The organism is Roseateles sp. 22389, assembly GCF_052044995.1.
Lineage (GTDB): Bacteria > Pseudomonadota > Gammaproteobacteria > Burkholderiales > Burkholderiaceae_C > Roseateles.
Window position 1 is genome coordinate 1 of sequence record NZ_JBQEOF010000029.1, and the last position, 23,841, is coordinate 23,841.

A 23,841-nucleotide genomic window follows, 5' to 3' on the forward strand; every position below is an offset into this window, starting at 1 on the left:
CAGCATGCCCAGCGCCATGATGACGATGTAGCTGTTCTGCAGGACCAGGTTGGTGAGGTTGAGCGGCTCCAGCAGCGTGCCGTCCGTCAGGAACTCGAAGAGCGCCATGATCGCCACCAGCGACAGCAGCATGCCGTAGTCGCGCAGGTGGCGCTTGAGGAAGTGGCCGATGCCGGCGGCCCCGGCGGCCGGGGAGGAGGGGCGGGCGGGTGGCGTGACGCTCGCCGCGATCGGTTCAGACATACGCGGTCTCTCCGGCGCCGACGATGGCGCCCATGATCATTTCCTGGGTCGTGCCGGCGGCCGGGAACTCCGCCACCAGACGCCCCTCGTTCATCACGTACAGCCGGTCGGACAGGCCCAGCAGCTCGGGCATCTCGGACGAGATCACCAGGATGCCGCAGCCCTGTTCGGCCAGTCCGGCGATCAGGCTGTAGATCTCGAACTTGGCGCCGACGTCGATGCCGCGCGTGGGCTCGTCCAGGATCAGCAGCCGCGGTTGCGAGAACAGCCACTTGGCCAGCACCACCTTCTGCTGGTTGCCGCCGGACAGGTGCACGACGCTCTGGTCGACGCCCGCGCAGCGCGTGGCCAGGCGTCGACGGTAGTCCTGCGCCACCTGGTGCTCGCGCGCCTTGTCCAGCACGCCGGCACGCGAGACTTCCCGCAGGTTGGCCAGCGTCGTGTTGACGGCGATCGATTCGTCCAGCAGCAGGCCCAGCGACTTGCGGTCCTCGGTCACGTAGGCCAGGCCGGCGGCGATCGCCTTGGGCACCGTGGACACGTCGACCTCGCGGCCGTCCATCCAGGCGCTGCCGCTGATGCGCCGGCCGTAGCTGCGGCCGAAGACGCTCATCGCGAGCTCGGTCCGGCCCGCGCCCATCAGGCCGGCGATGCCGACGATCTCGCCGCGGCGCACCTTCAGGTTCACGCCCTTGACGACCTCCCGGCCCGCCTGCACCGGGTGCTGGGCGCGCCAGTCGCGGAGCTCGAACAGCAGGTCGCCGATCTTGGGCGTGCGCCGCGGATAACGATCCGCCAGGTCGCGACCGACCATGGCCTGGATGATGCGCGCTTCGCTGAGCGGCTCGCCCCGGCAATCGACGCTGAGGATGGAGCGCCCGTCGCGCAGCACGGTCAGGCCATCGGCCACGCGCGTGACCTCCTTGAGCTTGTGCGAGATCAGGATGCAGGCGATGCCCTGCGCCCGCAGTTCCATCAGCAGCGCGAGCAGCGCGTCGCTGTCGGCCTCGTTGAGGCTGGAGGTGGGCTCGTCCAGGATCAGCAGCCGCACTTCCTTGGCCAGCGCCTTGGCGATCTCCACCAGCTGCTGCTGGCCGACGCCGAGCTCGCCGACCGGCGTCTGTGGCGAGGCCCGCAGGCCCACCCGCGCCAGCAGCTCGACCGCGCGCTGGTGCATCGCCATGCGGTCGATGACACCCAGCCGCGCCGGCTCATGACCGAGGAACAGGTTCTCCGCGATCGAGAGCTGCGGCACCAGCGCCAGCTCCTGGTGAATGATGATGATGCCCAGCCGCTCGCTGTCGGCGATGCCGGCGAAGCGGCGCACCTCGCCGTCGAAGCAGAGCTCGCCGCCGTAGTCGCCGCCGTGGTCGGGGTGCGGGTAGACGCCCGACACCACCTTCATCAGCGTCGACTTGCCGGCGCCGTTCTCGCCGCAGAGCGCATGGATCTCGCCGGCGCGCACGGACAACCGCACGTCCTCCAGCGCCGCGACGCCGGGGAACCGCTTGGTGATGCCGCGCAGCGCCAGCAGCGGGGCCGGGGCCGCGCTGTCGTGGGTTGTCGCGTTCATGGACCGATGACCGCGCCTCAGCGCAGTTGCGTGTCCTTGTAGTAGCCGCTGTCGACCAGCACCGGCTTCACGTTGGCCGCGTCGACCGAGACCGGCTTGAGCAGCACGCTGGGCACGACTTTCACGCCGTTGTTGTAGGTCTTGGTGTCGTTGACCGCGGCGGGCGTCTTGCCGGCCAGCATCTCGTCGCTGACGGTAGCCGCCGCCTGCGCCAGCTGGCGTGTGTCCTTGAACACGGTGCTGGCCTGCTCGTGCTTGAGGATGGACTTGACCGACGGCAGCTCCGCGTCCTGGCCCGAAACGACCGGGCACGGCTGCTTGGCAGTGCAGTAGCCGGCGCCCTTCAGCGAGGACAGGATGCCGATGCTGATGCCGTCGTACGGCGACAGCACCGCATGCAGCTTGTCCTTGCCATAGAAGGCCGACAGCAGGTTGTCCATGCGGGCCTGCGCGGTGGCGGCGTCCCAGCGCAGCGTGCCGACCTTGGCCATGCCCAGCTGCTTGCTGCGCACGACCAGCTTGCCGCTGTCGATATACGGCTTGAGCACCGACATCGCGCCGTCGTAGAAGAAGGCCGCGTTGTTGTCGTCCGGCGAGCCGCCGAAGAGCTCGATGTTGAACGGGCCCTTGCCCTGCGCCAGGCCGAGCTTGTCGACCAGGCTCTGGCCCTGCATCACGCCGACCTGGAAGTTGTCGAAGGTGACGTAGTAGTCGACGTTCTTCGTGCCCTTGATGAGCCGGTCGTAGGCGACGACCTTGATGCCGCGGTCGGCGGCCTTCTGCAGCACCGGCGACAGCGCCGAGCCGTCGATCGGCGCGATCACCAGCACCTTCACCTTGCGGGTGATGAGGTTCTCGATCTGCGCGAGCTGGTTGGGGATGTCGTCCTCGGCGTACTGCAGGTCGGTCTTGTAGCCCTTGGCCTGGAAGGCCTTGACCATGTTGTCGCCATCGGCGATCCAGCGGGCCGAGCTCTTGGTCGGCATCGCGATGCCGACCAGGCCCTTGTCCTCGGCACGAGCGCCGCCGGCCAGCAAGCCCAGCGTCGCACCGCCGACGATCAGCACCGCGCGAACGAGCGCGGCACGCCGGCTCCAACCTGTATGAAACATTTTTGTCTCCTGAATGTTTTATGAACGCCGGTTTTTACTGCCACGCGCCGGCTTTGTCGATCCCAGTTTGGATATCGAGCGAGGCGCGCCGGTTATCGGTCTCCCGCGATGGCGGCTTGTGTGCGGCAGCGCACAGCGGTCGCGCGTGCGCTTGGCCGAGAGTCATTTGCCGCGGCGTCCGCGAGCGGGCAACATCGTCGGATCGCCGGGAACGCCACCGGCATCCCTCGCTGAAAGGCTCCCATGGCACGTGCCCTTGTTCCGGGCCCGATTGGGCTGGACGTCCGCCAGATGCTGTCCGACCCCGGCACACGGTGCCTCGGCCCCTCGCCGCGCCCCGGGCCGATCGGCCTGGACGCCGGTATCGGCACGAGTCTCGACACTTCCTGGACGATGCTGGCCGGGGAGGTCATCCCTCCAGCACGGGCCGTCAATGTCCCGGCGCCGCTGCGGCCGTTGGCCACGCCAGAAGGCGGGGTCCGCCCTCTCACCAGCGGCGAGATCGCAATGGCGCGGCTGCTCTTCAAGGACGCGATCGACTACAGCCGGGTGAAGGTCCACAACGACGAGTACCTTCCCTTCGGCTTGCAGCCCGACGACACGGCGATGACGCCCAACGGGGAGATCTATTTCAACAAGAAGCACTTCAAGGAAGACTTCTCATCAACCGACGTCTACACCAAGCAGTGGTTCATCCACGAGATGGTGCATGTCTGGCAGTACCAACTCGGTTACCCGGTGCGGCTGCGTGGTGCCATCCGCATCGGGTTGGGCTACGACTACGAGCTCAAGGCTGGCGCCAAGCTGGGCGACTACAACATGGAGTCACAGGGCGACCTGCTGGCCGACTACTTCGCGCTCAAGCACCTGAACGCGCCGCAGGCGATGCGGCAGGCGCAGTTCGCGCAACAACTGGCCCTTTTCGAAGAGGTGCTGAATGCCTTCCTCACCAACCCGTCCGACACCGCGAACCTGCCTTGACGCGACGCTGGCGCTGGCCTTGTGCGCCGCGCTCGGCACGGCCTGCGCGACCTCGCGGGTAGGCGACGCCGAAGTGCGGCTCCAGGAGGGCCAGCCCTGCTTCACGATCAGCGCCAAGGAGGCTGCGCGCGGGCCCACGATCCGCTTGCAGGCGGTGATGGTCAGTGATGTGTCGGTCAGCCCGGTCGCCGAGGTCTGGTCGGTGCTGCTGGATGCGCAGCGCCTGGAGACGATGTCGTCGGCCAGCTGCTTCGCCTATGGCCAGGCACCGGACGGCGCAAGCGCGCGGCCCGCGACTGCACCGATGCTGCAGCCCGGCCGGGTCTACCAGGTCTACCTGAACATCCGCTCATCGGACCGGTCCGATCCCACCCGGGGTTACATGGCCAAGTTCTGCCTGGCGGCCGATCCAGCCGATCCCTCCGGGCCTCGCCGCCTGATGCCTGTGCTCTACGGCACGCGCGCCTGGGACGAGGGCTTCTGCCGCTGACCCGCCTCACGTTGGCCTCACCCCGACATCAAGTCGGCCTCACGCCGGAGCGTGGCAGACCATCTCGATGTTGTGCCCGTCCGGATCGATGACGAAGGCCGCGTAGTAGTTCGGGTGGTACGTCGGACGCAGTCCGGGCGGTCCGTTGTCGCGGCCACCGGCGGCCAGGGCGGCGCGATGGAAGGCATCGACCTGCTCGCGCCGCGGCGCCACGAATGCGATGTGCAGGTGGGCCGGCGTCTCGGTGGTCTCGAACAGGCACAGCGAGGACTCGCCCCCGGCGCTCAGTTCCGCGCCGTAGGAAGGCTCGCCCTCCCCGACCACCGACACGCCGATCGGCGCCAGCGCCTGCAGGTAGAAGGCCTTGCTGGCGGCGTAGTCGCGGACGCCGAACTTGACGTGGTCGAACATGAAAGCTCCTGTGCTTGGAATGACGCGACGCGGCGGGGAAGCGATGGCGCCGGCCCGGCGCTCAGCCCCAGTGCTCCGCGTCCGGCGGCGGCACGACCCAGGCGTGCATGCGGTCCTCGTAGACCGACACGGTGGGCGCGGGGAAGGTCGGATCGGCGAAGGCGCCGACGGGAATCGCGATGAAGTCCGGCAGCGCCTCGGGCTCGTAGAAGACCGTCGAGCCGCATTCCGGACAGAAATGGAAGCGCGCCCGCGTGCCCTCGTCGCCGACGCGCACGTATTCGGTCGAGCGGCCGGCCACCGTCACCTCCTCGCGGCGGAAGCGCGCCTGCTGGCCAAAGACGCTGCCGGTGCGGCGCTGGCAGGCCAGGCAGTGGCAGATGGACACCCGCACCGGATGGCCCACGACGCGCGCGCTGAGCTGGCCGCAACAGCAGGCCGCGAGGCGCTCGGGCCCGCGATCGGAAGGGGATGAGGTCATGGGGCTCGACGATAACGGCCTGCCGCCGCAATGCAAGACGCGCCGCGATCTCCCGACACGCGGCGCGTCCATTCAGGTCGACGTCGAGGCCGAAGGCCAGGCGCCAAGGCCCCGGCCTCCGGCTCGGTCCGGGCTCAGCGCGACAGCTCGACGCGCTGCGCGTTCAGGCCGTCCGACACGATGAACTCGAAGCGGCCGCCAGTCGGCAGCTCCTGCGTGTCCAGCGTCACCTCGCCGCCCTGCAGGTCCTGCGCCAGGTTCAGGCGGCGGGTGCCGTCGGTCCAGGTCACGCTCAGGAAGGGCGTCGCCTCGGCGTCCCAGCGCAGCGTGGCCTTGCCGCCGGCTTCCTTCACCTGCACCTGCGCGCGGCTGGTGCCGGCCGCCAGCGCCTTCTGGCGGGCGTTGGTCACGCGCGCCTGGGCCTGCGCCAGCGTCGCGCCATCGCGCAGCACGCTGATGCCGACGATGTTGTCGGCCTTGGGCACCAGCACGCTGAAGTGCAACTGGTCGCCATCATGGTCCAGCGACTGGGCCGAGAAGGCGTAGTCCTTCACCTCGCCGCCCGCGGTCTGCACGCGCAGCACGTACGGGCCGCCGGCCGCGTCCGGCTTGGCGACCAGCGTCTTGACCGGATTGATCTCGACCTGGCGGCCGCGGATGCTGCCGCTGACCAGCAGCACGTCCTGCGCCGCCGCCTTGCTGTCGCCGTCCGCGGAGGCTGCGGCGCTCTTGGCCGTCGCGCCGGCCGCCACCGCGTCCGACGGCGTCAGGAAGGTCTGCATGCGGCGGTAGTTGTAGTCCGAGAACACCGTGCCGCCGCAGTAGCTCATGATGTCGTGGCGGTCGGTCGGGCGCGGGTCGTAGAACGCGTTCACGTCCGACAGGTAGCTCCAGATGTAGCGGCCCGGCTTGCCCAGGTTGGCGTCCGGGTACGGATAGTTGGGGTCCGGCGAACCCGCGCCGCCGCAGGCCGCGTGCGGCAGCGAGAAGTTGTGGCCCAGCTCGTGCGCCACCACGTCGCGCACGGTGTCCGGCGCGCTCGGCATGTCGAAGCCGACGGCCGAGCTGCCGGGCATGTAGCCCAGGCCCGCCAGGCCCCAGGTGCGCTTGGGGATGAAGCCGAAGTAGTAGTCCTGGCGCGCGGCGCCTTCGATGCGGTGCAGGTCGTTGAGCTCGCCCAGGATCTTGCCGAAGGCATCGCTCCAGCCCGAGTCCGTGGTCGGCAGCGTCGTCACCTTGGACGACACGAAGGTCGGATGCGAACGCAGCGTCACCGACGACACCGGGAACAGCGCGCGCAGGTGCGCGGTCTGGTCGGCCGGCAGCTGGCCGGTGGTGCCGGCGATGCGCACCGGGATCGGGATGAAGCGCATCGGCGTGCCGCCGCCCACCCGCGGCGTGAAGCTCTGCGCCGCGGCGCCGGCGACGGTCACCGTGACCTTCAGGCCGCTCTTCACCAGCTCGGCCGGCACGGTGACGCTGTAGGCGTCGTCGAAGGACTGCGTCTCCGACACGGTCGTCGGCAGGCCGCGCCGCGGCGGCGCCAGCGGCAGGTCGCGGCTGGTGCCGTCGACGGTGTTGTCGACGCGCACGACGCCGGTCGGCGCGGCGGTGCCGGCCGGCGCGGTCACGTTGACCTTCAGCAGCGTGGGCTTGTTGGCGACCAGCACCAGCTGGCTGTCGCCGCTGGCGTAGAGCATCGACTGCGCGAACTGCACCGAGGCCAGGGTCACGTTGGACGGCGCCGCGGGCGGCGTGACGCGCATCGAGGACACCGCGTCGTTCAGGGCCACGCCCACCAGGTTGGCGTTGTCCGCCGTCAGGGTGACGGTGGCGCCGCGGAAGTTCTGGTCCGCGAAGAGCTCGACCTTGTAGCCGGCCGGCACGCGGATCGACGAGATGCGGTCGTTCCAGGTCGGGCCGATCCAGCTGGTGGTGGTGCTGCGGCACAGGCTGGCGCCGGCATAGTTCGCGTGCTCGTAGAAGCACACCTGCGCGGCCGTCGCCGTCGCGGTGGCGCCGGCCGAGGCGGCGCCGCCGGGCACGCTGGCCTCCTGGACCGCCGCCTCGTCGGAGGATCCACCGCCGCCGCAACCGGCGAGCACGCCGGCCAGCGCCAGCGACAGGGCCAGCGGATGCAGGCGGGGAGCGCCACCGGGGCGCGTCGAAGTGATCGTCATGGAATCCGTCCTCCGGGGATGTGGGGTGCCTCAAGGGCGGCGGATTATTCGGAGCGCCCCTCGCACGCCCTGCAACCGAAGGCGCCGATTCGTAAGCGGCCGCAAGCGGCGCCCAGGCCGCGCGCTTTACAGGACAGACACGAAGGGCCCCGCGCGCGCAACGCCCGGTTGCATCCGATACGACGCGCGCGTCGCCGATTCAGGGGAGCGGGGCAGCGTCAGAGCGGCTCGCCCGGCTCACCCATCCCACCGGGCTCACTCGGCGCTGAAACCCTTGCCGGTGGCGGCCCAGTAGATGCCGCCGAACAGGTGGTGCTGGAACCGCTCGTCGCCGTAGGTGGCGGGCAGGTGGCCGAGGGCGGTGTAGAAGCTGCGCCCACCGTCGACCCGCTGGTACCAGCTGATCGGGTGGCTGGCGCCCATGGGCGCGACCGGCTTGCCGCCCCATTCGGTGGCGGGCTGGTAGGTCCGCTCGTCCACCGTCAGCAGCACCTTCAGGCCCTCCGACCGGGGCGGCCCGAACTGATACCACTCCTCGGTGAAGAGGAAGCGCCGCGGGAAGCGGTCCATGCCGGGGAAGTTGCCGTCCTGCACCACCAGCGTCGCCGTCTGGTTGGCCGGATGCGCCTGGAACATCCGCCCCACCAGGCGCCCGTACCAGGGCCAGCCGTGTTCCGTGTCCGCGGCGCTGTGCACGCCCACGAAGCCGCCGCCGGCGCGGATGTAGCGCTCGAAGGCCGCCTGCTGCGCCGCGTCCAGGACGTCGCCGGTCGTGAGGAGGAAGACGACGGCCTGGTACTTCGCCAGTTCCTGGTCGTTCATCACGCGGTTCGCGTCCTCGGTCCAGAACACGCCGAAGTCGTGCAGCTGCCCGAGCCGCTGGATCGCCGCCACGCCGGCCGGGATGGACTCGTGATGCCAGCCCGCGGTCTTGCTGAAGACCAGCACCTTGAACTGCTCGGCCAGTGCCAGCGGCGTCACGGCCAGCAGGCCCAGCGCCATTGCGAAGAAGCGGAGACGCTGGCCCATGGAACTTCCTGGTCGAGAGGACGAAGGCGCGATGATGCCAGGACCGCGTGCCGGTGACCGCCGCGGGCGGCGCAGAATCCGCCGCATGAGCACCGACACCGCCCGCCCCCTCACCCTCATCACCGGCGCCAGCCGCGGCATCGGAGCCGCCACCGCCCGGCTGCTGGCCCGCCAGGGGCACGACCTGGCGCTCAACTACCGGCACGACGCCGCCGCGGCGGAGGCGGTCGCGCAGGACGTCCGCCGCCTGGGCCGGCGCGCGCTGACCGTGCAGGCGGACGTCGCCGATCCGGCGCAGGTCGAGGCGATGTTCCGGCAGGTCGACGAGGCGCTCGGCCGCGTCACCGGGCTGGTCAACAACGCCGGCATCGTGGCGCCCGCCACCTCGCTGGACGGCATCACGCCCGAGCGGCTGCGTCGCATGTTCGAGGTCAACGTCTTCAGCGTCGTCTTCTGCACGCAGCAGGCGGCGCTGCGCATGAGCACCGCCCGCGGCGGCGCCGGCGGCGCGATCGTCAACCTGTCGTCGCGCGCGGCGCAGCGGGGCTCGGCGGATCTCTACAGCGACTACGCCGCCAGCAAGGGGGCGGTCGACACGTTGACGCTGAGCCTGGGCCAGGAGCTGATCGGCCAGGGCATCCGGGTGAACGGCGTGCGGCCCGGGATCATCGAGACCGAGATCCATGCCGACAGCCGGCCCGCCGCCGAGTTGCCGGCGTTGCTCGCGGCGGCCGCCGCCACCGTCCCGATCGGGCGGCTGGGCCGGGCGGAGGAGATCGCGGAGGCGATCGCCTGGCTGCTGTCCCCGGCGGCGAGCTACACGGTGGGCGCGACCCTGGACGTGGCGGGCGGCCGCTGACGCGGTCTTCCTGGAGCGCCAGCGCTGCTTCGACGGAACCGATGGGCGCCGGCTGCCGACGGTCTGTCCGGCGCCGATGCAGTTCGCGCCGTCGCGATGCGGCTTCGTCGCCCGCCGCTCGAAAGGCGCGTCGGCGATGACGACACTGACTCCATCGACACCGCACACCGCTTCAGGAGATCGACATGAGCACCACCCGCCGCCTCGCCCTCGCTTCCGCCACTCACACCACGGTCAAGGCCGTCGCCTTCGGCGCCGTCGCCGCCCTGACGCTGGCGCTGGGCATGGCCCACGCCCAGGGCCAGCGCGAGTTGCGCGCCTCGATCATCACGCTCGATCCGGTGGTGATCTCGGTCAAGCGCGAGCAACTGCCCACCGTCGTCATCACCGGCCGGCGCGACGCGTCCGCCGACACGCAGGTCGCCTCGATCCAGTGAGCCCGCGGGCCGCTGTGTCGGCGGCGCGATCCGCGCCCGGACGCCGTCGGATCGCTCCATGCAGAACGCCCGGCATGCCGGGCGTTCTGTCGTTCCGGGCGGGCGATTTCCGGTCGTCCGCTCGTCCGCGGATTTGCGCGTTCGATCAGGCGATCACGCCGGGCCGGATGGCAGCGGGCAAGGTCCGGGGTCGGACACCCCGCTCGCGGGCGTCCATCCGATGACGCCCTGGGCATTGCGGACCTTCACGGCGGTCGAGGAGCATGAGCTTCGCCCCAGCACGACCAGGTCGGCGCTGCGTTCCAACGCGAGCGGCACCGGCCCGAACCGGCCCGCCACGACGTCGAGGGCGTCCGCTTCCGTCCGATAGATCGAGACGGCCTGCGTGGTCCAGGACGGATCGTCCGATGGCGCGGGCGACTGGCAGGCCGTGAGGCCGAGGGTGGCCAGGCCGGCCGCCGCGATCCGAAAACGCTGCATGTCGAGGTCTTTCATGTCCAGGCACCAGAGGTCGCGGGCAGCCGCCGTGGACAGCGCCGCCCGAGCGACGCGCATTCTCCCCTGCCGGCGTCGGGCCCTCACCGTGACCGACGGCCGGCCTCCCTGCCTTGCGGCATCATCGCGGGCCATCGGTCCAACCCTCTTCCGGAAGCCAGCATGAGCACAGCGCGCTTTTATCCCATCGGCACTCCCGGCGTCCCCTGGGGCGACGCGGAACGGATCGCCTGGCGCGAGCGCCAGGTCCGGCATCGCCGCCACGACCAGGACGTGGTCCCGCGCGTCGAGGCGCTCGCCGACGATTTCGAGATCGTCCGCTATGGCGAGCTCGCCTACGGCGACGACCGCTACTCCCTGCTGGCGCTCAAGAGCCGCGACTGGCGGCCGGAGCTGCCCGTCGCGCTGGTCACCGGCGGCGTCCATGGCTACGAGACCAGCGGCGTGCTGGGCGCGCTGGGTTTCGCCGAGGACCACGCGGCGCGCTACGCCGGCCGCGTCAACCTGCTGGTCGTGCCCTGCGTCAGCCCCTGGGCCTATGAGCGGATCTGCCGCTGGAACTACCACGCGGTCGATCCCAACCGCAACTTCGGCGCGCGCCGCGAGGCCGCGGAGTCGAGCGCGCTGATCGCGCTGGTCGAGCCGCTGGCGGGCCGGTTCCTGCTGCACATCGACCTGCACGAAACCACCGACACCGACGCCACCGAATTTCAGCCGGCGCTGGCGGCCCGCGACGGCAAGGAGCCCGACCGCGACGGCGTGCCGGACGGCTTCTATCTGGTCGGCGACAGCGAGACCACGCGGTTCGATTTCCAGCAGGCCGTGATCGAGGCGGTGCGGCGCGTGACCCACATCGCGCCGCCCGACGCGCAGGGCCGGATCATCGGCTTCCCGGTGATCGCGGACGGCGTGATCGAGTTCCCGGTGCGCCAGTCCGGCCTGTGCGCGAGCCTCACCGGCGCGCCCTTCACCACCACCACCGAGGTCTATCCCGACAGCCCGCGCACCACGCCGGACGAATGCGTCGCGGCGCAGGTGACGGCCGTGTGCGCGGCGCTGGATTTCGCGCTCGCGCACGCGCATTGAAGCGGGGCTCGCCCCCGCTCAGTTCACAACACCGGCCGCCGGCGCGAACAGCCGACATTGGCGGGCGAGTGTGCCGGATTCGACGCGGCCTTCACTGGCCGAAGAACACGCGCCGCACGAAGCGTGTCGCGTCCTCGCGCGAGGCCTGGAAGGCGGCCTCGTTGCGGCCGACGTGCGCGCCGCGCGTCATGCACGCGTTGATGAACGCCGTCAGCTGGTCCGACGGGATCACCTGCCCGGTGCGCTCGGAGGTCACCACCCAGGTCGGGATGTCGGTGCGGATGACGCCGCAGGCGTAGCCGCTGGTCGCATCGGCCCGGTAGCGCACCGGCAGCAGGCTGTCCCACGCATGATGCGCATCGGCGTAGCGATGCGTCTCCACCGGCGTGCCCAGCGTGGCGTACTCGAGGCCCAGCGCCTCGCAAGGCTCCGGATGCGTGTAGTCGTCGGCGGCGCCCACCAGGTTGAGCAGCGGCGCGCGCGTGACGTTCGGCGAGGTATAGATCTGCGAGCAGCCGGCATAGGTCGCGATGTGCAGCGCGAAGGCCTGGCCGGTCTTCACCACGGCCCGCAGAAACGGCAACTGGGCCGTCTGCAGCGCCACGGTGCCGCCGCGCGAGAAACCCATGATGCCGATGCGCCTGGCGTCGATGCGGGGGTCGGCCGACAGCAACCGCAGCGCCTGGAAGGCGTCCATCACGTTGGCCGCGGCCGGCACGCTGGTCTGGTCCGCCGCGGTCGACGACACGCCTCGCGGCGCGAAGCTGTCGACAATGAAGGTCGCCACGCCGATGCCGTTGAAGGCCTGGACCCACTGCTGCAGACCCGGCCCCACGCCATCGCTGCCGTGCGCGAGCACGATCGCGGGCACCGGTCCGGCAACACCGGCCGGCAGGCTCAGATCGCCCCATACCGGCGTCGGCACCCATTGCGCGCGGCGCTCGCGTGCGAGGTCGAAGAGCGACTTGGGCGTGAAGCTGTCGAACGCGATGCGGGTGCTGTCGTCGGCGCGCGCGGCCGTGACGGACAGGCCGAGCACGCACACGGAGACCAGGACTCGGAACAGTCGATGCATGAAGCCCTCGGGCAGTGAAGGAACGCGGCGGGGCGCCCGGCCGGCGCTCCTCGTGAGCGAGGCCGCCACACGGGACGTGAGCGGCCGCCGGAGGTTAACCGCGTGCCGCCGCGCGGCCGGCTCGTCGGTTGTCCCACCCTTCGGGCACACGAGATCCCGCCACGGCGCTGCCGCCCTTCGAAGCAGCCGCTCTCCCTGCCCTCCCGCTCCTCGCGGGGCGAGGGCGTTCATGCCGATACAGACATTCCCCGCCGAAGGCACCGACACTCGCCTCCCATGAACAAGTTGAACCGGCTCCTGCACGATGTCCTGCCCGCCTGGGCCGCCGAGTGGCTCGACCTCCTGGTCCCGCTGATCGAGGTCATCCTGATCGGTCTGGGCGCCTGGCTCGTGATGCGCATCGCGCGTCACCTCACCCGCAAGCTCACCAGCGCCTACGCCTTGCCCGTGACCGTCGCCACGGTCTTCCTGCGCTCGGTCGCGGTGCTGATCTATGGCGGCGCCGTGCTCTGGTCGCTGGAGCGGCTGGGCGTCTCCGGCGCCGTCCTCTGGACCGCCTTCACCGGCTTCGCGACCGTGGGCGCGGTCGCGTTCTTCGCCGCGTGGAGCGTGCTGTCCAACCTCTTCTGCGCGCTGCTGATCTACGTCACCCGCGCCTTCCGCGTCGGCGACGTCGTGGAACTGCTGGAATCCGGCGACAAGCCCGGCGTGAAGGGCCGCGTGGTCGACATCAACCTGGTCTACACGACGCTGCTCGAAAGCGGCGACCCGGCCAGTGGCACCAGCCTGCAACTGCCCAACAGCCTGTTCTTCCAGCGCGCGCTGCGGCGCTGGCACGGCTCCGCGGCCGACGGGGCGATCCTGCCGGCGCAACAGATCAGGCTTGAATGACTTTCGGGTGTGAGCCCGGACATGGCTGCAAGTTCAGGGTTTCTTCAGGAACGACTGCGTAACCTGCCGCTCGTCGCGTCGCACTGGCGGCCCGGCCTGTCCGCTTGCCCGTCCAGTCCCCAAGGAGCCGCCATGGATCCCGACCCCAGTTGTCAACGCCACGCGGCACCCGCCGCTGCCCCTCGCCGATTCCCTTCGCCGCGAGCGACGACCGTCCGGATCCCTCCAGCCCACGCTTGAGGGGCGTTCTGCGGCCGTCGCCCGCAGGAGCCCCTCATGCTGCCTCTCCGCTTCTTCCGCATTGCCGACCGCGGCACGCCACGGTCGTTCACGACCCCGGCCTGCCTGCTCCTGCTCGCCAGCGCGCCGCTCTGGCTCGCCGGCTGTGACGACTCCCCGGCCCACGCCGCCTCCGCCCCGCCCGCCGCGACCGCCGCGACGGCGTCCCCGCACCGCGAGGGCGCGGACATCGTGGTGCCGGCGGACTCGCCGCTGCGCGAGCGCCTCGTGGTCGCCGCGGTGCGGAGCCAGGCCGTCGAGCAGCCCATCGCCGCGCCCGGCACGATCGAGGCGCTGCCCGACCACCTCGCCCGCATCGCGCCGCCGGTCACGGGTCGCGTGGTGGGACTGCACCGCGCGCTGGGCGATCCGGTGCGCGCCGGCGACGTGCTCTTCACGCTGGACTCGTCCGACCTGAGCGCGGCCCGCGGCGATGCGGCCAGGGCGCGCGACGCGGCCGCCCAGGCAGGCCGCGACCTCGACCGCCAGCAACTCCTCTTCGACGCCGACATCGCCGCGCGCAAGGACCTGGAGGCCGCGCAGCTCGCCCGCGCGCAGGCGGCCAACGACCTGCGTACCGCGCAGGCCCGGCTCGCACAGCTGGGCGCGAGCGCGGACGACAACGCCGGGCGTCGCCTGTCGGTCCGCGCGCCGCTGGCCGGCCGCGTCATCGAGATGAACGCCGCGCCGGGCGGCTACTGGAACGACGTCAATGCGCCGCTGATGACGATCGCGGACCTGAGCCGGGTCTCGGTGACCGCCGCCGTGCCGGAGAAGGACCTGGCCAGGATCTTCGTCGGGCAGTCGGCCCAGGTCGTGCTGAACGCCTATCCCGACGATCCGCGCGCCGGCACGGTGCGCTACATCGGCGAGGTGCTGGATCCCGACACCCGCACCGTCAAGGTCCGCCTGATCCTGGACAACGCCGACGGCCGCCTGCGGCCCGGCATGTTCGTGAAGCTGCGCTTCGCCGGTCCCTCGCACCCCGCGCCGGTGGTGCCCGCCTCGGCGCTGCTGCAGGAGGGCCTGTTCACCCGCGTCTTCGTCGAACGCGCGCCGGGTCGGTATGTCGCCCGCGAGGTGAGCGTCGGCGCCGCGCTGGGCGACCAGGTGGAGATCGTCTCGGGCCTGCGGCCCGGCGAGCGCGTGGTCGTGCGCGACGGAGTGCTCCTCCATGATTGAGCGCCTCGTCACCCTGTGCTTCGACCGCCGCGGCATCGTCTGGCTGGTCTTCGCCTTCGCCGCGCTCTACGGCGTCCACAGCTTCCGGCAGTTGCCCATCGAGGCCTATCCGGACATCGCCGACGTGACCTCGCAGATCGTCACGCAGGTCAACGGCCTGGCCGCCGAGGAGGTCGAGCAGCAGATCACGATCCCGATCGAGCGCGCCCTACTCGGCACGCCCGGCATGCAGGTGCTGCGCACGCGCAGCCTGTTCGGCCTGTCGCTGGTGACCGTGGTGTTCCAGGACGGCGTCGAGGGCTACTGGTCGCGCGAGCGGCTGCAGGAGCGCCTGGCCGAGCTCTCGCTGCCCTATGGCGCGCGGCCGGGGCTGGATCCCTACACCTCGCCCACCGGCGAGATCTACCGCTACACGTTGGAGAGCCCCACGCGCAGCCTGCGCGAACTCTCCGAGCTGCAGGCCTGGACCGTCATCCCGCGGCTGAAGAAGGTGGCGGGCGTCGTGGACGTCACCAACTTCGGCGGGCTGACCACGCAGTTCATGCTCTCGCTCGATCCCGCGCGGCTGACGCAGTACGGCCTGACGCTGAGCCAGGTCGTGGACGCGCTGAACGCCAACAACAGCAGCGGCGGCGGCAGCGTGATCGACCGCGGCGAGCAGTCCTATGTCGTGCGTGGCGTCGGCCTGCTGCGCTCGCTGCAGGACATGGGCAACGTGGTGGTGAAGACGGCCGCCGGCGTGCCGGTGCTGGTCCAGGACCTGGGCGAGCTGCGCCTGGGCGAGGTCGAACGCCGCGGCATCCTGGGCAAGGACACCGACGGCGACACGATCGAGGGCATCGTGCTGCTGCTCAAGGACACCAACCCGTCGCGCACGCTCGATGGCCTGCACGCGGCCGTCGACGAGCTCAACACGGCGCTGCTGCCCGGCGACGTCAAGGTGGTGCCCTACCTCGACCGCGCCACGCTGATCGAGGCGACGTCGCACACCGTCGGCCACACCCTGGTGGAAGGCATGGTCGTCGTCACGCTGGTGCTGCTGCTCTTCCTCGGCAGTCCACGCGCGGCGCTGGTCGTGGCCGTCACCATCCCGCTGGCGCTGCTGGCGGCCTTCATCTTCATGCACCACGCCCATGTGCCGGCCAACCTGCTGTCGCTGGGTGCGATCGACTTCGGCATCCTCGTGGACGGCGCCGTCGTGGTCGTCGAGCACCTGCTGCGCCGGCGCGAGCAGGCGGCCGACCGGCCGCTGACCCCGCGCGACGCGATCGTCGCGACGCTGCAGGTGGCGCGGCCGATCTTCTTCGGCATGGCGGTGATCGCCGCGGCCTACCTGCCGCTGTTCGCGTTCGAGCGCATCGAGTACAAGCTCTTCAGCCCAATGGCCTACGCGGTCGGCGCGGCGCTGGTGGGCGCGCTGCTGGTGGCGCTGACGCTCACGCCGGCGCTGGCCTGGCTGGCCTTCCGGCGGCCGCGCCCGCCCTTCCGCAACCGGCCGCTGGAGGCGCTGCAGGCGCGGTATGCCGACTTCCTCGCGCGCGCCGTCGGACGCGGCCGCTGGCTGGCGGCGGCGCTGATCGCGTCGGCGCTGGCCCTGGCCGCGCTGGCCGGCACGATCGGGCGGGACTTCCTGCCCTACCTCGACGAGGGCTCGATCTGGCTGCAGGTCCAGATGCCGCCCGGCATCACGCTGGAGAAGGCCGCCGGCATGGCCGATGCGCTGCGCCGCGCGACGCTGGAGTTCCCCGAGGTCGCCCACGTGGTCACGCAGACCGGTCGCAACGACGACGGTACCGACTACTGGACGCCCTCCCACATCGAGGCCAGCATCAGCCTCACGCCCTACGAGCGCTGGACCGCGCCGGGCGGCAAGCAGGGACTGATCCGGCGCCTGGCCGAGCGTTATGCCCGCATGCCGGGCTACAGCGTGTCGTTCATGCAGCCGATGATCGACGGCGTGCAGGACAAGCTGTCGGGCGCGCACAGCGACCTGGTGGTCAAGGTCTTCGGCGACGACCTCGACGAAGGACGCCGCATCGCGGCCCGGGTGGCCGAGGTGCTGCGGACGGTGCCGGGCGCCGCCGACGTGGCGGTGGACGTCGAGCCGCCGCTGCCCAACCTGCGTATCGACCTGGACCGCGCCGCCGCGGCGCGGCTGGGCATCAACGCCGCCGACGTCGCCACGCTGGTGTCCACCGGCATCGGCGGCGCGGCCATCGGGCAGGTCTACGTCGGCGAGAAGAGCTACGACATGACGGTCCGCTTCACGCCCGAGTCGCGCGCCAGCCCGCAGGCGATCGGTGATCTGCGCCTGACGGGGGCCAATGGCGCGCAGGTGCCGCTGTCGGACGTCGCGCGCATCCGCACGACGGTGGGCGAGAGCGTCATCGTGCGCGAGATGGGCCAGCGCCATCTCATCGTGCGGCTCAACACGCGGGGCCGCGACCTGTCGAGCTTCCTCGCCGAGGCCCAGCCCGCGCTCGAGCGGCAGGTCCGTTTCGACCGCCAGCGCTGGCGCCTCGAGTGGGGCGGGCAGTTCGAGAACCTGCAGCGCGCGCAGCAGCGCCTGGCGGTGATCCTGCCGCTGACGCTGGGGGTGATGCTGCTGTTGCTCTTCGCCGAGTTCCGCAACCTGCGCCAGCCGCTGCTGGTGCTGGGGGTGGTGCCGCTGGCGATGATCGGCGGCTTCGCGGCGCTGCACCTGCGCGGCATGACGCTGAATGTCTCCAGCGCCGTGGGCTTCATCGCGCTGTTCGGCGTGGCCGTGCTCGGCGGCGTGCTGATGGTGGCGCAGATCAACCGGCTGCGGCGCGACGACGGCCGGCCGCTGCGCGAGGCGGTGCTCGAAGGCGCCGCCGGCCGCATGCGCCCGGTGCTGATGACGGCGGCGGTCGCGGCCTTCGGCTTGACGCCCGCGATGCTGGCCACGGGCCTGGGCAGCGACGTCCAAAGACCGCTGGCCACGGTCGTCGTCGGCGGGCTGGTGACGGCGACGCTGCTCACGCTGCTGCTCCTCCCGGCCCTCTACCACGCGATCGAAGCGCGCGTGGAGCGCGCCGCCGCCCGGCGTGCCGCGCAGGCGACGCTCGATCACGACCACGACCACGACCACGACCACGACCCAGCATCGGAACCCCTGGCATGAAGCGCCTCTTCTTCCTCACCCCTCGCCGCGAAGGCGCCGGCATCACCGCTGAGACCACGGGTCAGCGCCGGCGTCCGACCAGCCGCCGTGACGCCCTGGTCCTGGCAGTCGCGCTTATGACCGGTTACCCGATGACATATGCGTCGACGCCGGACGCCAATACCGACGCCGCCGGCGTTCCCTTCGCCGCCTACCTGGACGCGGTGGAGCGCTTCAGCAATGCGATCGCCGCGCAGCGCGAGGCGGTGGCGGCCGCACGCGCGGGCGTGCCGATGGCGGGACTGCGGCCCGATCCGTCGCTGTCGCTCGGTGTCGGGCCGGCGGAGCTCAGCCGGGAGGTGCGCCCCAAGCCGCGTCTGGCGCAGAGCATCGGGCTGAGCTACACGATCGAGACCGGCGACAAGCGCGAGCGCCGCGTCGCGGCCGCGCGCAGCCAGGTGAGCGCCGGCGAAGCCGCGTTGGCCGGCGCCGGTCGCCAGGCCGCCGCGGACGCGGCCGCCGCCTTCATCGAGGCCTGCCGCACGCGCGAGGCGCTGCAGCGGCAGGAGGCCTCGCTGGCCGCGCTGGGCGACATCGTCCGGATGAACGAGCGACGCCATGGCGCCGGCGATCTCGGCGGCCTGGAGCTGCTGCAATCGCGCAACGAGCGCGATCAGTTCCTCGCCACCGTCGTGCGCGCGAGGGCCGACGCCCGGACCGCCATGGAAGCGCTGGCCGCGCCGCTGGGTCGCCGCTGGCGCGAGGCCTTCGGCGACGCGTCGCCGCTGTGCACCTTCCGCGACGGACTGGCGCCCGAGGGACTCGACGGCATCGAGGGCATCGAGGCCATCGGCGGCTCGGGCGGCATCGAGGGGAGCCACGAGGGCGAGGCGCTCGATGCCCTCGTGGCGCGAGCGCTCGATCAGCGCGACGACGTGCGCATCGCCCGCGCGGCGGTGGACAGCGCCCGTGCCGCCGCGGACCTGGTCCGCGCCAACCGCTGGGTCGATCCGAGCGTCAGCCTCAACTACGGCTACACGCCGCAGGGACACCGCGGCGTGGCGGCGGACGGCTCGGCGGTCGCCCCCTCGCCGCGGTCCAACACCGTGTCGGTCTCGGTCTCGGTGCCGATCCCGCTGTCGCGGTTGGACCGCGGCGACCTGGTGCAGGCCGAGTCGGCCGTCACCCAGGCCCTGCTCGCGCTGCGCCAGACCGAGCTCCAGGCGCAGGCCGACGTCCGCGCGACCCACGCCCAGTACCGCGCCGCGCTCGAGAACCTGACCCGCTACCGCGACGCGACCCTGGGCGACGCGCGGCGCGTGGTGGAAGGCCTGCGCCTCTCGTACCGGCAGGGCGCCGCCTCGCTGCTGGAGCTGCTGTCGGCCCAGCGCGCGGCGGACGACACCGAGCTCGCCTACCTGCAGGCACGCAGCGAGCTCGCCGCCGCCACCGTGCGGCTGCAGCTCAGCCTCGGCCGCGCGCCGGCGCCTTGAGCCAGCGGGGAAGCCGACGGGGAATCGCGCCGGCATGCGAGACTGCCGCCCATTCGGAGAGAGGCGATGAGGATTCTTCTGGTCGAGGATGACCGCAAGGCCGCGGGGCTGCTGGTGCGCGGGCTGCGCGAGGAAGGCTTCGTGGTGGACCACGCGGCCAGCCTGGCCGAGGCCGACGAGGCGGCCTTCGTGACCACCCACGACCTGATCGTGCTGGACGGCATGCTGCCCGACGGCGACGGCGTCACCCTGTGCCGCACGCTGCGCGCGCGCGGCCAGCAGGTGCCGGTGCTGATGCTCACCGCCCGCGACGCGCTGTCCGATCGCGTCGACGGCCTGAACGCCGGCGCCGACGACTACCTGACCAAGCCCTTCGAATTCGAGGAACTGCTGGCGCGGCTGCGCGCGCTGCTGCGGCGCTCGGACATGACGCGGCCGCCGGTGCTGGTCGCGGACGACCTGCGCCTGGACCCGGCCTCGCTGCAGGTCACCCGCGCGGGGCGGCCCATCGAGCTGACGCCCAAGGAATTCGCCCTGCTGCAGGCGCTGATGCGGCAGCCCGGCGCCGTGGTCCCGCGCCAGCGCCTGGCCGAGCAGATCTGGCACGGCGACCCGCTGGCGATCGACAACCTGATCGACGCCCACATGAGCAAGCTGCGCCGCAAGATCGACGCGGCCGGCGCCCGGCCGCTGATCGAGACGGTGCGCGGTCGCGGCTTCCGGCTGCGGGGACCGGACGATGCTTAGCTTCCGCCGCCGGCTGGCGCTGCTGCACGTGGTCGTGGTCACCACGGTGCTGGCGGTGGCGGCGACGCTCACCTACCTGAGCCTGGTCACCGCCCTGCGCGCCCAGCTGGACGGCGCGCTGCTGGCCCTGGCGGAGCAGGAAGCCAGCATCCTCGCCGCCAGCCCCGGCCTGCCGGTCGCCGTGCACGAGCCCGGCACCACCGCCGCGCCACCGCCCTACGCGCGGCTGGACCGGCTGGTGCAGATCATCGGCCCGCGCGGCGAGGTGCTCGCGCGCAGCGCCAACCTCGGCGCCGCGTCGCTGCCGAACGAGGCCGCGCTGCTGGCGCGCCTGGCCCGCGGCGAGACCGTCTTCGAGCACCTGGCCTTCGGCGACGAGCCGACACGCCGCGTGTCGGTGCCGGTGCATGGCGGCCGCGCGCTGGCGGTGCAGGTGGCCGGCTCGCTCGACGACGTCGACCACGCCGTCGCCTCGGCGGGCTGGGTGTTCCTCGTCATGAGCCTGGTGCTCGTGGTGGTGCTCACCACCGCGGGCGCGCAGCTGACCGGGCGCGTCTTCGGCGCGGTCGACGACATCGTCCGGCAGGCCCGCCGCATCGGCGGCCGCACCCTCGCCGAGCGGCTGCCGCATCCCGGCACGCGCGACGAGATCGGCCGGCTGATCGACACGCTCAACGACATGCTGGACCGGCTCGAGCACGCCTTCGAGGCGCAGCGCCGCTTCACCGCCGACGCCTCGCATGAGCTGCGCTCGCCGCTCTCCCGGCTGCGCACGGAGCTCGAGATCACCCTGCGCCGGCCGCGCGGCGCCGACGAGTATGTCCAGGCGCTGCGCTCCGGGCTGGAGGACGTCGCGCGGCTGACGGCGCTGGTGGAGGAACTGCTGACGCTGGCGCGGCTGGATGCCGGGCAGGACTCGGCGCCGGTCGCGCCGGTGGCCATCGGCCCGATCCTCGAGGCGGTCGTGCGGCGCGCCCGGCCCGCGGCCCAGGCACGCGGCATGACGCTGAGCCTGGCGGGTGCGGACGCCCCCGGTGCGGATGCGCTGGAGACAAACGCGCCGGTCGCGGCGTCTGATGCGGCGCTTGATGCGGACGCGCCTGGGGCGGACAAGCTCGGCGACGACGGGCCCCGCGCGGCGGCCCGGGTGCCGCGGGAGCTGCTAATGCTGGTCGCGACCAACCTGGTGGAGAACGCGGTCAAGTACGGTGCCGCCGGTGGCTCGGTGCTGGTCTCGGTGGTCGCGCGGCCGGACGGGACGGCACTGGTCGTCGAGGACGATGGCCCGGGCCTTCCCGCCGAGGAACGCGAGCGCGTGTTCGAGCGCTTCTACCGGGGCGCCGCCGCGCGCGCGGCGGACATCGAAGGCACCGGCCTGGGGCTGGCGCTGTGTGACCTGATCGTGCGCGCCGCCGGCGGTCGCATCGAGGTGGGCGTCTCGCGCTGGGGCGGCGCGCGGTTCTCGGTGCATCTGCCGGCCGGCGACGCCTGAGCGCCGCCGCGCCGGCGCCCGCTCACTCGTTCACATGTCGCGCCCGTTGAAGTGCGTCACCGGAATGCTGTCGAGCTCCATGCCCTCCAGGCAGCGGACGTTGATCGCCGCCATCGCGTTGCCCTTCGGGTCGGTGCCCTCGGCATAGGGATGGATGCCGCACACCGCGCAGAAGCGGTGCTTGATCGCGTGCTTGTTGAACTCGTAGGTGCTGGCCGCGGCCTCGTCGGTCTTCAACCGGAATTGCCCGCGCGGCACGAACCACAGCAGCGAGCCCTTGCGCTGGCAGATCGAGCAGTTGCAGGCCATCGCCCCATCGATCTCGCCGTCCACCTCATAGGCCACCCGGCCGCAATGGCAGCTTCCCTGGTACGTCGTCATGTCGTCTCCGCTCGGTCTTGTTGAAGCGGCCGACCTTACCTCAGCCGGGCGCGAGCCGCGTCACTTGAGCATCAGCTCGACGTCCTGTCCCGGATCCCCGCAGCCATCCAGGCGCAGCCGCAGGAAGTCCAGGTCCATGTGCAGGTGCTCCACCAGCTCCGGCACCGCGAGCTCCAGCGCGGCGATGCGGTCGGACTGCTGGTCGCAGGCATCGGCCAGCACCTCCGCCAGGTGCAGGATCGCCGCCAGCATCGAGAACGGCCGGATCTCCAGCGGCGCGTTGGCGTCCTTGAAGGCCTCGACCAGGTCGGCCGGGAAGTGCCAGTGCGCCGCCAGCGCCGCCGTCACGTCGGCATGTGTGCAGCCGAAGCGATGCATCTCCAGCGAGAACCGGCTGCCCGGCTCGGCCGCGTGGGCCTCGACGTCGGCGACCTGGTCCGGCTCGCTCATCGCCATCATGAGCTGCCCGGTGCGCAGCATCAGCCCGGCGAGGTAGGCGGTGTCGGCATCGCCCTGCAGCAGCTTGGCCAGCAGCCGCGCATAGCCGGCGGTGCGTACGCTGTGGCGCCAGAAGCGCTGGCGATCCAGGCCCTTCACCTCGGGGAAGGTGGCGGAGATGCTGGCCGCCATCGCGAGGTTGCGCAGCGTCTCCAGGCCCAGCGCCATCGCGGCGTCCTGCAGCGTGCCGATCGTGTGGGAGGGGCTGTAGCGCGCGGAGTTGGCCAGCCGCAGCACCTTGGCCGCCAGCGTGGAATCCTTGCCGATCAGCTCGGCGATCTGGCCGAGCGAGACGCCGTCGTCGTCCAGGCTGCGCAAGAGCTTGCGCCCGACTTCAGGCATCACCGGGAGGCTGGCGTGCCCCCCGAGGAAACGCTCCGCGCTGGCGGAAACGGGAGTCGTGGGGGTCATGCTGGCAATCGTCACGGCGGCCTCCTCTGGACGCGACGGCAGGTGGAGGCGAGTCTATGCCGCCCGGCCGCAGCGCGCCAGCGCCAGCAGCGCCACCGGGTCCAGCAGGCCGATGCGGTAGCCCTGCACCGCCAGGATGCCCCGGTCGGCGAGCTGCCGCAGCGCGCGCGACAGCGTCTCCGGCGAGATCGACAGCCGCGCCGCCACGTCGCGCTTGCGCTCGGCCAGCCGCACCTCGGCCGACCCGCCGGCCTGCGCCAGCAGCCAGGCGGCGATGCGGGCGGTCGCGTCCTTCGTGGTCAGCCCGCGCAGCGCGTCCTGCGCCTCACGCAGTTGCGCCGCGCTGGCGCGCAGCAGCGCGGCCAGCACCGGCGGCTGCGAGCGCAGCCACAGGGTCGCCGCCGCCATCGGCCACTCCATCACCAGCGCGGTGGCCGAGACGATCCGCGCGTCTTCCTCGTAGCGCCCGTCCAGCCAGGCGGTGTGCAGGTCCAGCCAGCACGGGCCGGCCAGCGGGCCGCCCGCCACGACCCGCCCTTCGCAGAGCGCCACCATCGCCACCGCCGCGTCCCCGCGGCGGACCGCCAAGTCGCCGGCCCGGCAGCGGCGCACCCGCGCCATGCTGGCCAGCGCGGACCAGTCGTCGGCCTCCAGCAGCACATCGCCGAGCAGTGCGCGCCACGGCACCGGATGGGCGGGACCCGGCATCAAGGCGGCGTTGTGGGCCGCATCGCCTTCCGCGGCGGCGGGCGACGAGACGCCGCGAGCAACGGGCGCGGCGGGATCGGACAGGAAGTCGGCGGTCACGGGGCATTCTCGGAAACCGGGGATGCCGGACTGTCGCGGGACTGGCCGGAAATTGCCATGAGGGAGGTCAACATCCGAGCGATC

22 protein-coding genes and 1 pseudogene are annotated in these 23,841 nt (G+C 71.8%); 11 read left to right on the forward strand and 12 right to left on the reverse strand.

Translation table 11 applies throughout. The features are described from left to right. From ACTJKJ_RS25725 to chvE, 3 genes and pseudogenes are all read right to left on the reverse strand, one after another. Positions 1 to 243 (reverse strand): annotated as a pseudogene (locus ACTJKJ_RS25725) (sugar ABC transporter permease); the annotation flags it as partial. Beyond that, positions 236 to 1,816, reverse strand: coding sequence for an ATP-binding cassette domain-containing protein (locus ACTJKJ_RS25730; protein ID WP_440823009.1), 1,581 nt, complete (start codon positions 1,814 to 1,816; stop codon positions 236 to 238). The pseudogene ACTJKJ_RS25725 and the gene ACTJKJ_RS25730, both read right to left, overlap by 8 nt. Positions 1,817 to 1,833: 17 nt before the next feature. Further along, complete coding sequence (gene chvE, locus ACTJKJ_RS25735) at positions 1,834 to 2,928, reverse strand: multiple monosaccharide ABC transporter substrate-binding protein (protein WP_440823011.1); 1,095 nt, start codon at positions 2,926 to 2,928, stop codon at positions 1,834 to 1,836. Positions 2,929 to 3,171: 243 nt separating this feature from the next. On the opposite strand from chvE, the gene ACTJKJ_RS25740 reads away from it, so the two are divergent. After that, complete coding sequence (locus ACTJKJ_RS25740) at positions 3,172 to 3,909, forward strand: hypothetical protein (RefSeq protein ID WP_440823013.1); 738 nt, start codon at positions 3,172 to 3,174, stop codon at positions 3,907 to 3,909. After that, on the forward strand, positions 3,866 to 4,399 hold the full coding sequence (locus tag ACTJKJ_RS25745; RefSeq protein WP_141225212.1) for a hypothetical protein: 534 nt from the start codon (positions 3,866 to 3,868) through the stop codon (positions 4,397 to 4,399). Before ACTJKJ_RS25740 ends, ACTJKJ_RS25745 begins: the two co-directional genes overlap by 44 nt. Positions 4,400 to 4,438: 39 nt before the next feature. Here the strand turns inward: ACTJKJ_RS25745 and ACTJKJ_RS25750 are convergent, their stop codons facing one another. The 4 genes from ACTJKJ_RS25750 to ACTJKJ_RS25765 form a co-directional block, all read right to left on the reverse strand. Then, positions 4,439 to 4,810, reverse strand: a complete 372-nt coding sequence (locus ACTJKJ_RS25750) for a VOC family protein (RefSeq protein ID WP_440823015.1) — start codon at positions 4,808 to 4,810, stop codon at positions 4,439 to 4,441. Between the two features lie 61 nt (positions 4,811 to 4,871). Next, positions 4,872 to 5,291, reverse strand: a complete 420-nt coding sequence (locus ACTJKJ_RS25755; RefSeq protein WP_440823017.1) for a GFA family protein — start codon at positions 5,289 to 5,291, stop codon at positions 4,872 to 4,874. A 134-nt stretch (positions 5,292 to 5,425) separates the two neighbouring features. Further along, positions 5,426 to 7,471, reverse strand: coding sequence for a peptidase inhibitor family I36 protein (locus ACTJKJ_RS25760; protein WP_440823019.1), 2,046 nt, complete (start codon positions 7,469 to 7,471; stop codon positions 5,426 to 5,428). Positions 7,472 to 7,726: 255 nt separating this feature from the next. Then, on the reverse strand, positions 7,727 to 8,500 hold the full coding sequence (locus tag ACTJKJ_RS25765; protein WP_440823021.1) for a ThuA domain-containing protein: 774 nt from the start codon (positions 8,498 to 8,500) through the stop codon (positions 7,727 to 7,729). 85 nt (positions 8,501 to 8,585) lie between these two features. Between ACTJKJ_RS25765 and ACTJKJ_RS25770 the strand changes: the two genes are divergently transcribed. After that, on the forward strand, positions 8,586 to 9,359 hold the full coding sequence (locus ACTJKJ_RS25770) for an SDR family oxidoreductase (protein WP_440823023.1): 774 nt from the start codon (positions 8,586 to 8,588) through the stop codon (positions 9,357 to 9,359). A gap of 185 nt (positions 9,360 to 9,544) precedes the next feature. After that, positions 9,545 to 9,796, forward strand: coding sequence for a hypothetical protein (locus ACTJKJ_RS25775; protein ID WP_440823025.1), 252 nt, complete (start codon positions 9,545 to 9,547; stop codon positions 9,794 to 9,796). Between the two features lie 153 nt (positions 9,797 to 9,949). Here the strand turns inward: ACTJKJ_RS25775 and ACTJKJ_RS25780 are convergent, their stop codons facing one another. Continuing rightward, positions 9,950 to 10,291, reverse strand: a complete 342-nt coding sequence (locus ACTJKJ_RS25780) for a hypothetical protein (RefSeq protein WP_440823027.1) — start codon at positions 10,289 to 10,291, stop codon at positions 9,950 to 9,952. Between the two features lie 162 nt (positions 10,292 to 10,453). On the opposite strand from ACTJKJ_RS25780, the gene ACTJKJ_RS25785 reads away from it, so the two are divergent. Next, positions 10,454 to 11,377 (forward strand): M14 family metallopeptidase, encoded by a 924-nt coding sequence (locus tag ACTJKJ_RS25785; protein WP_440823029.1) that lies wholly within the window; start codon positions 10,454 to 10,456, stop codon positions 11,375 to 11,377. 91 nt (positions 11,378 to 11,468) lie between these two features. Here ACTJKJ_RS25785 and ACTJKJ_RS25790 read toward each other — a convergent pair whose 3' ends face one another. Further along, positions 11,469 to 12,452 carry a dienelactone hydrolase family protein gene (locus ACTJKJ_RS25790; RefSeq protein ID WP_440823031.1) on the reverse strand — a complete coding sequence of 328 codons (984 nt, stop codon included), beginning with the start codon at positions 12,450 to 12,452 and terminating at the stop codon, positions 11,469 to 11,471. A 276-nt stretch (positions 12,453 to 12,728) separates the two neighbouring features. On the opposite strand from ACTJKJ_RS25790, the gene ACTJKJ_RS25795 reads away from it, so the two are divergent. The 6 genes from ACTJKJ_RS25795 (at position 12,729) to ACTJKJ_RS25820 (ending at position 21,660) form a co-directional block, all read left to right on the forward strand. Beyond that, the gene (locus tag ACTJKJ_RS25795) at positions 12,729 to 13,343 is read left to right on the forward strand and encodes a mechanosensitive ion channel family protein (protein WP_091721971.1); all 615 of its coding nucleotides are present in this window, start codon (positions 12,729 to 12,731) and stop codon (positions 13,341 to 13,343) included. Positions 13,344 to 13,619: 276 nt separating this feature from the next. Continuing rightward, entirely contained in the window at positions 13,620 to 14,804 is a 1,185-nt protein-coding gene (locus ACTJKJ_RS25800) for an efflux RND transporter periplasmic adaptor subunit (RefSeq protein ID WP_440823033.1), read from the forward strand. Then, the gene (locus tag ACTJKJ_RS25805) at positions 14,797 to 17,949 is read left to right on the forward strand and encodes an efflux RND transporter permease subunit (RefSeq protein ID WP_440823035.1); all 3,153 of its coding nucleotides are present in this window, start codon (positions 14,797 to 14,799) and stop codon (positions 17,947 to 17,949) included. Before ACTJKJ_RS25800 ends, ACTJKJ_RS25805 begins: the two co-directional genes overlap by 8 nt. Further along, entirely contained in the window at positions 17,946 to 19,421 is a 1,476-nt protein-coding gene (locus ACTJKJ_RS25810) for a TolC family protein (RefSeq protein ID WP_440823037.1), read from the forward strand. Before ACTJKJ_RS25805 ends, ACTJKJ_RS25810 begins: the two co-directional genes overlap by 4 nt. A gap of 66 nt (positions 19,422 to 19,487) precedes the next feature. Next, positions 19,488 to 20,168 (forward strand): response regulator transcription factor, encoded by a 681-nt coding sequence (locus ACTJKJ_RS25815; protein WP_183485566.1) that lies wholly within the window; start codon positions 19,488 to 19,490, stop codon positions 20,166 to 20,168. Continuing rightward, positions 20,161 to 21,660 carry a sensor histidine kinase gene (locus tag ACTJKJ_RS25820; RefSeq protein WP_440823040.1) on the forward strand — a complete coding sequence of 500 codons (1,500 nt, stop codon included), beginning with the start codon at positions 20,161 to 20,163 and terminating at the stop codon, positions 21,658 to 21,660. Before ACTJKJ_RS25815 ends, ACTJKJ_RS25820 begins: the two co-directional genes overlap by 8 nt. A gap of 30 nt (positions 21,661 to 21,690) precedes the next feature. Here the strand turns inward: ACTJKJ_RS25820 and ACTJKJ_RS25825 are convergent, their stop codons facing one another. The 3 genes from ACTJKJ_RS25825 to ACTJKJ_RS25835 are packed head-to-tail and all read right to left on the reverse strand — an operon-like array spanning position 21,691 to position 23,757. Continuing rightward, positions 21,691 to 22,041 (reverse strand): GFA family protein, encoded by a 351-nt coding sequence (locus ACTJKJ_RS25825; protein WP_440823042.1) that lies wholly within the window; start codon positions 22,039 to 22,041, stop codon positions 21,691 to 21,693. Between the two features lie 60 nt (positions 22,042 to 22,101). After that, positions 22,102 to 22,950, reverse strand: coding sequence for an HDOD domain-containing protein (locus ACTJKJ_RS25830; protein WP_091721954.1), 849 nt, complete (start codon positions 22,948 to 22,950; stop codon positions 22,102 to 22,104). A gap of 54 nt (positions 22,951 to 23,004) precedes the next feature. Then, positions 23,005 to 23,757: a Crp/Fnr family transcriptional regulator gene (locus ACTJKJ_RS25835; RefSeq protein WP_091721949.1), complete on the reverse strand. Its 753-nt coding sequence runs from the start codon at positions 23,755 to 23,757 to the stop codon at positions 23,005 to 23,007. Between the last annotated feature and the right edge of the window lie 84 nt (positions 23,758 to 23,841).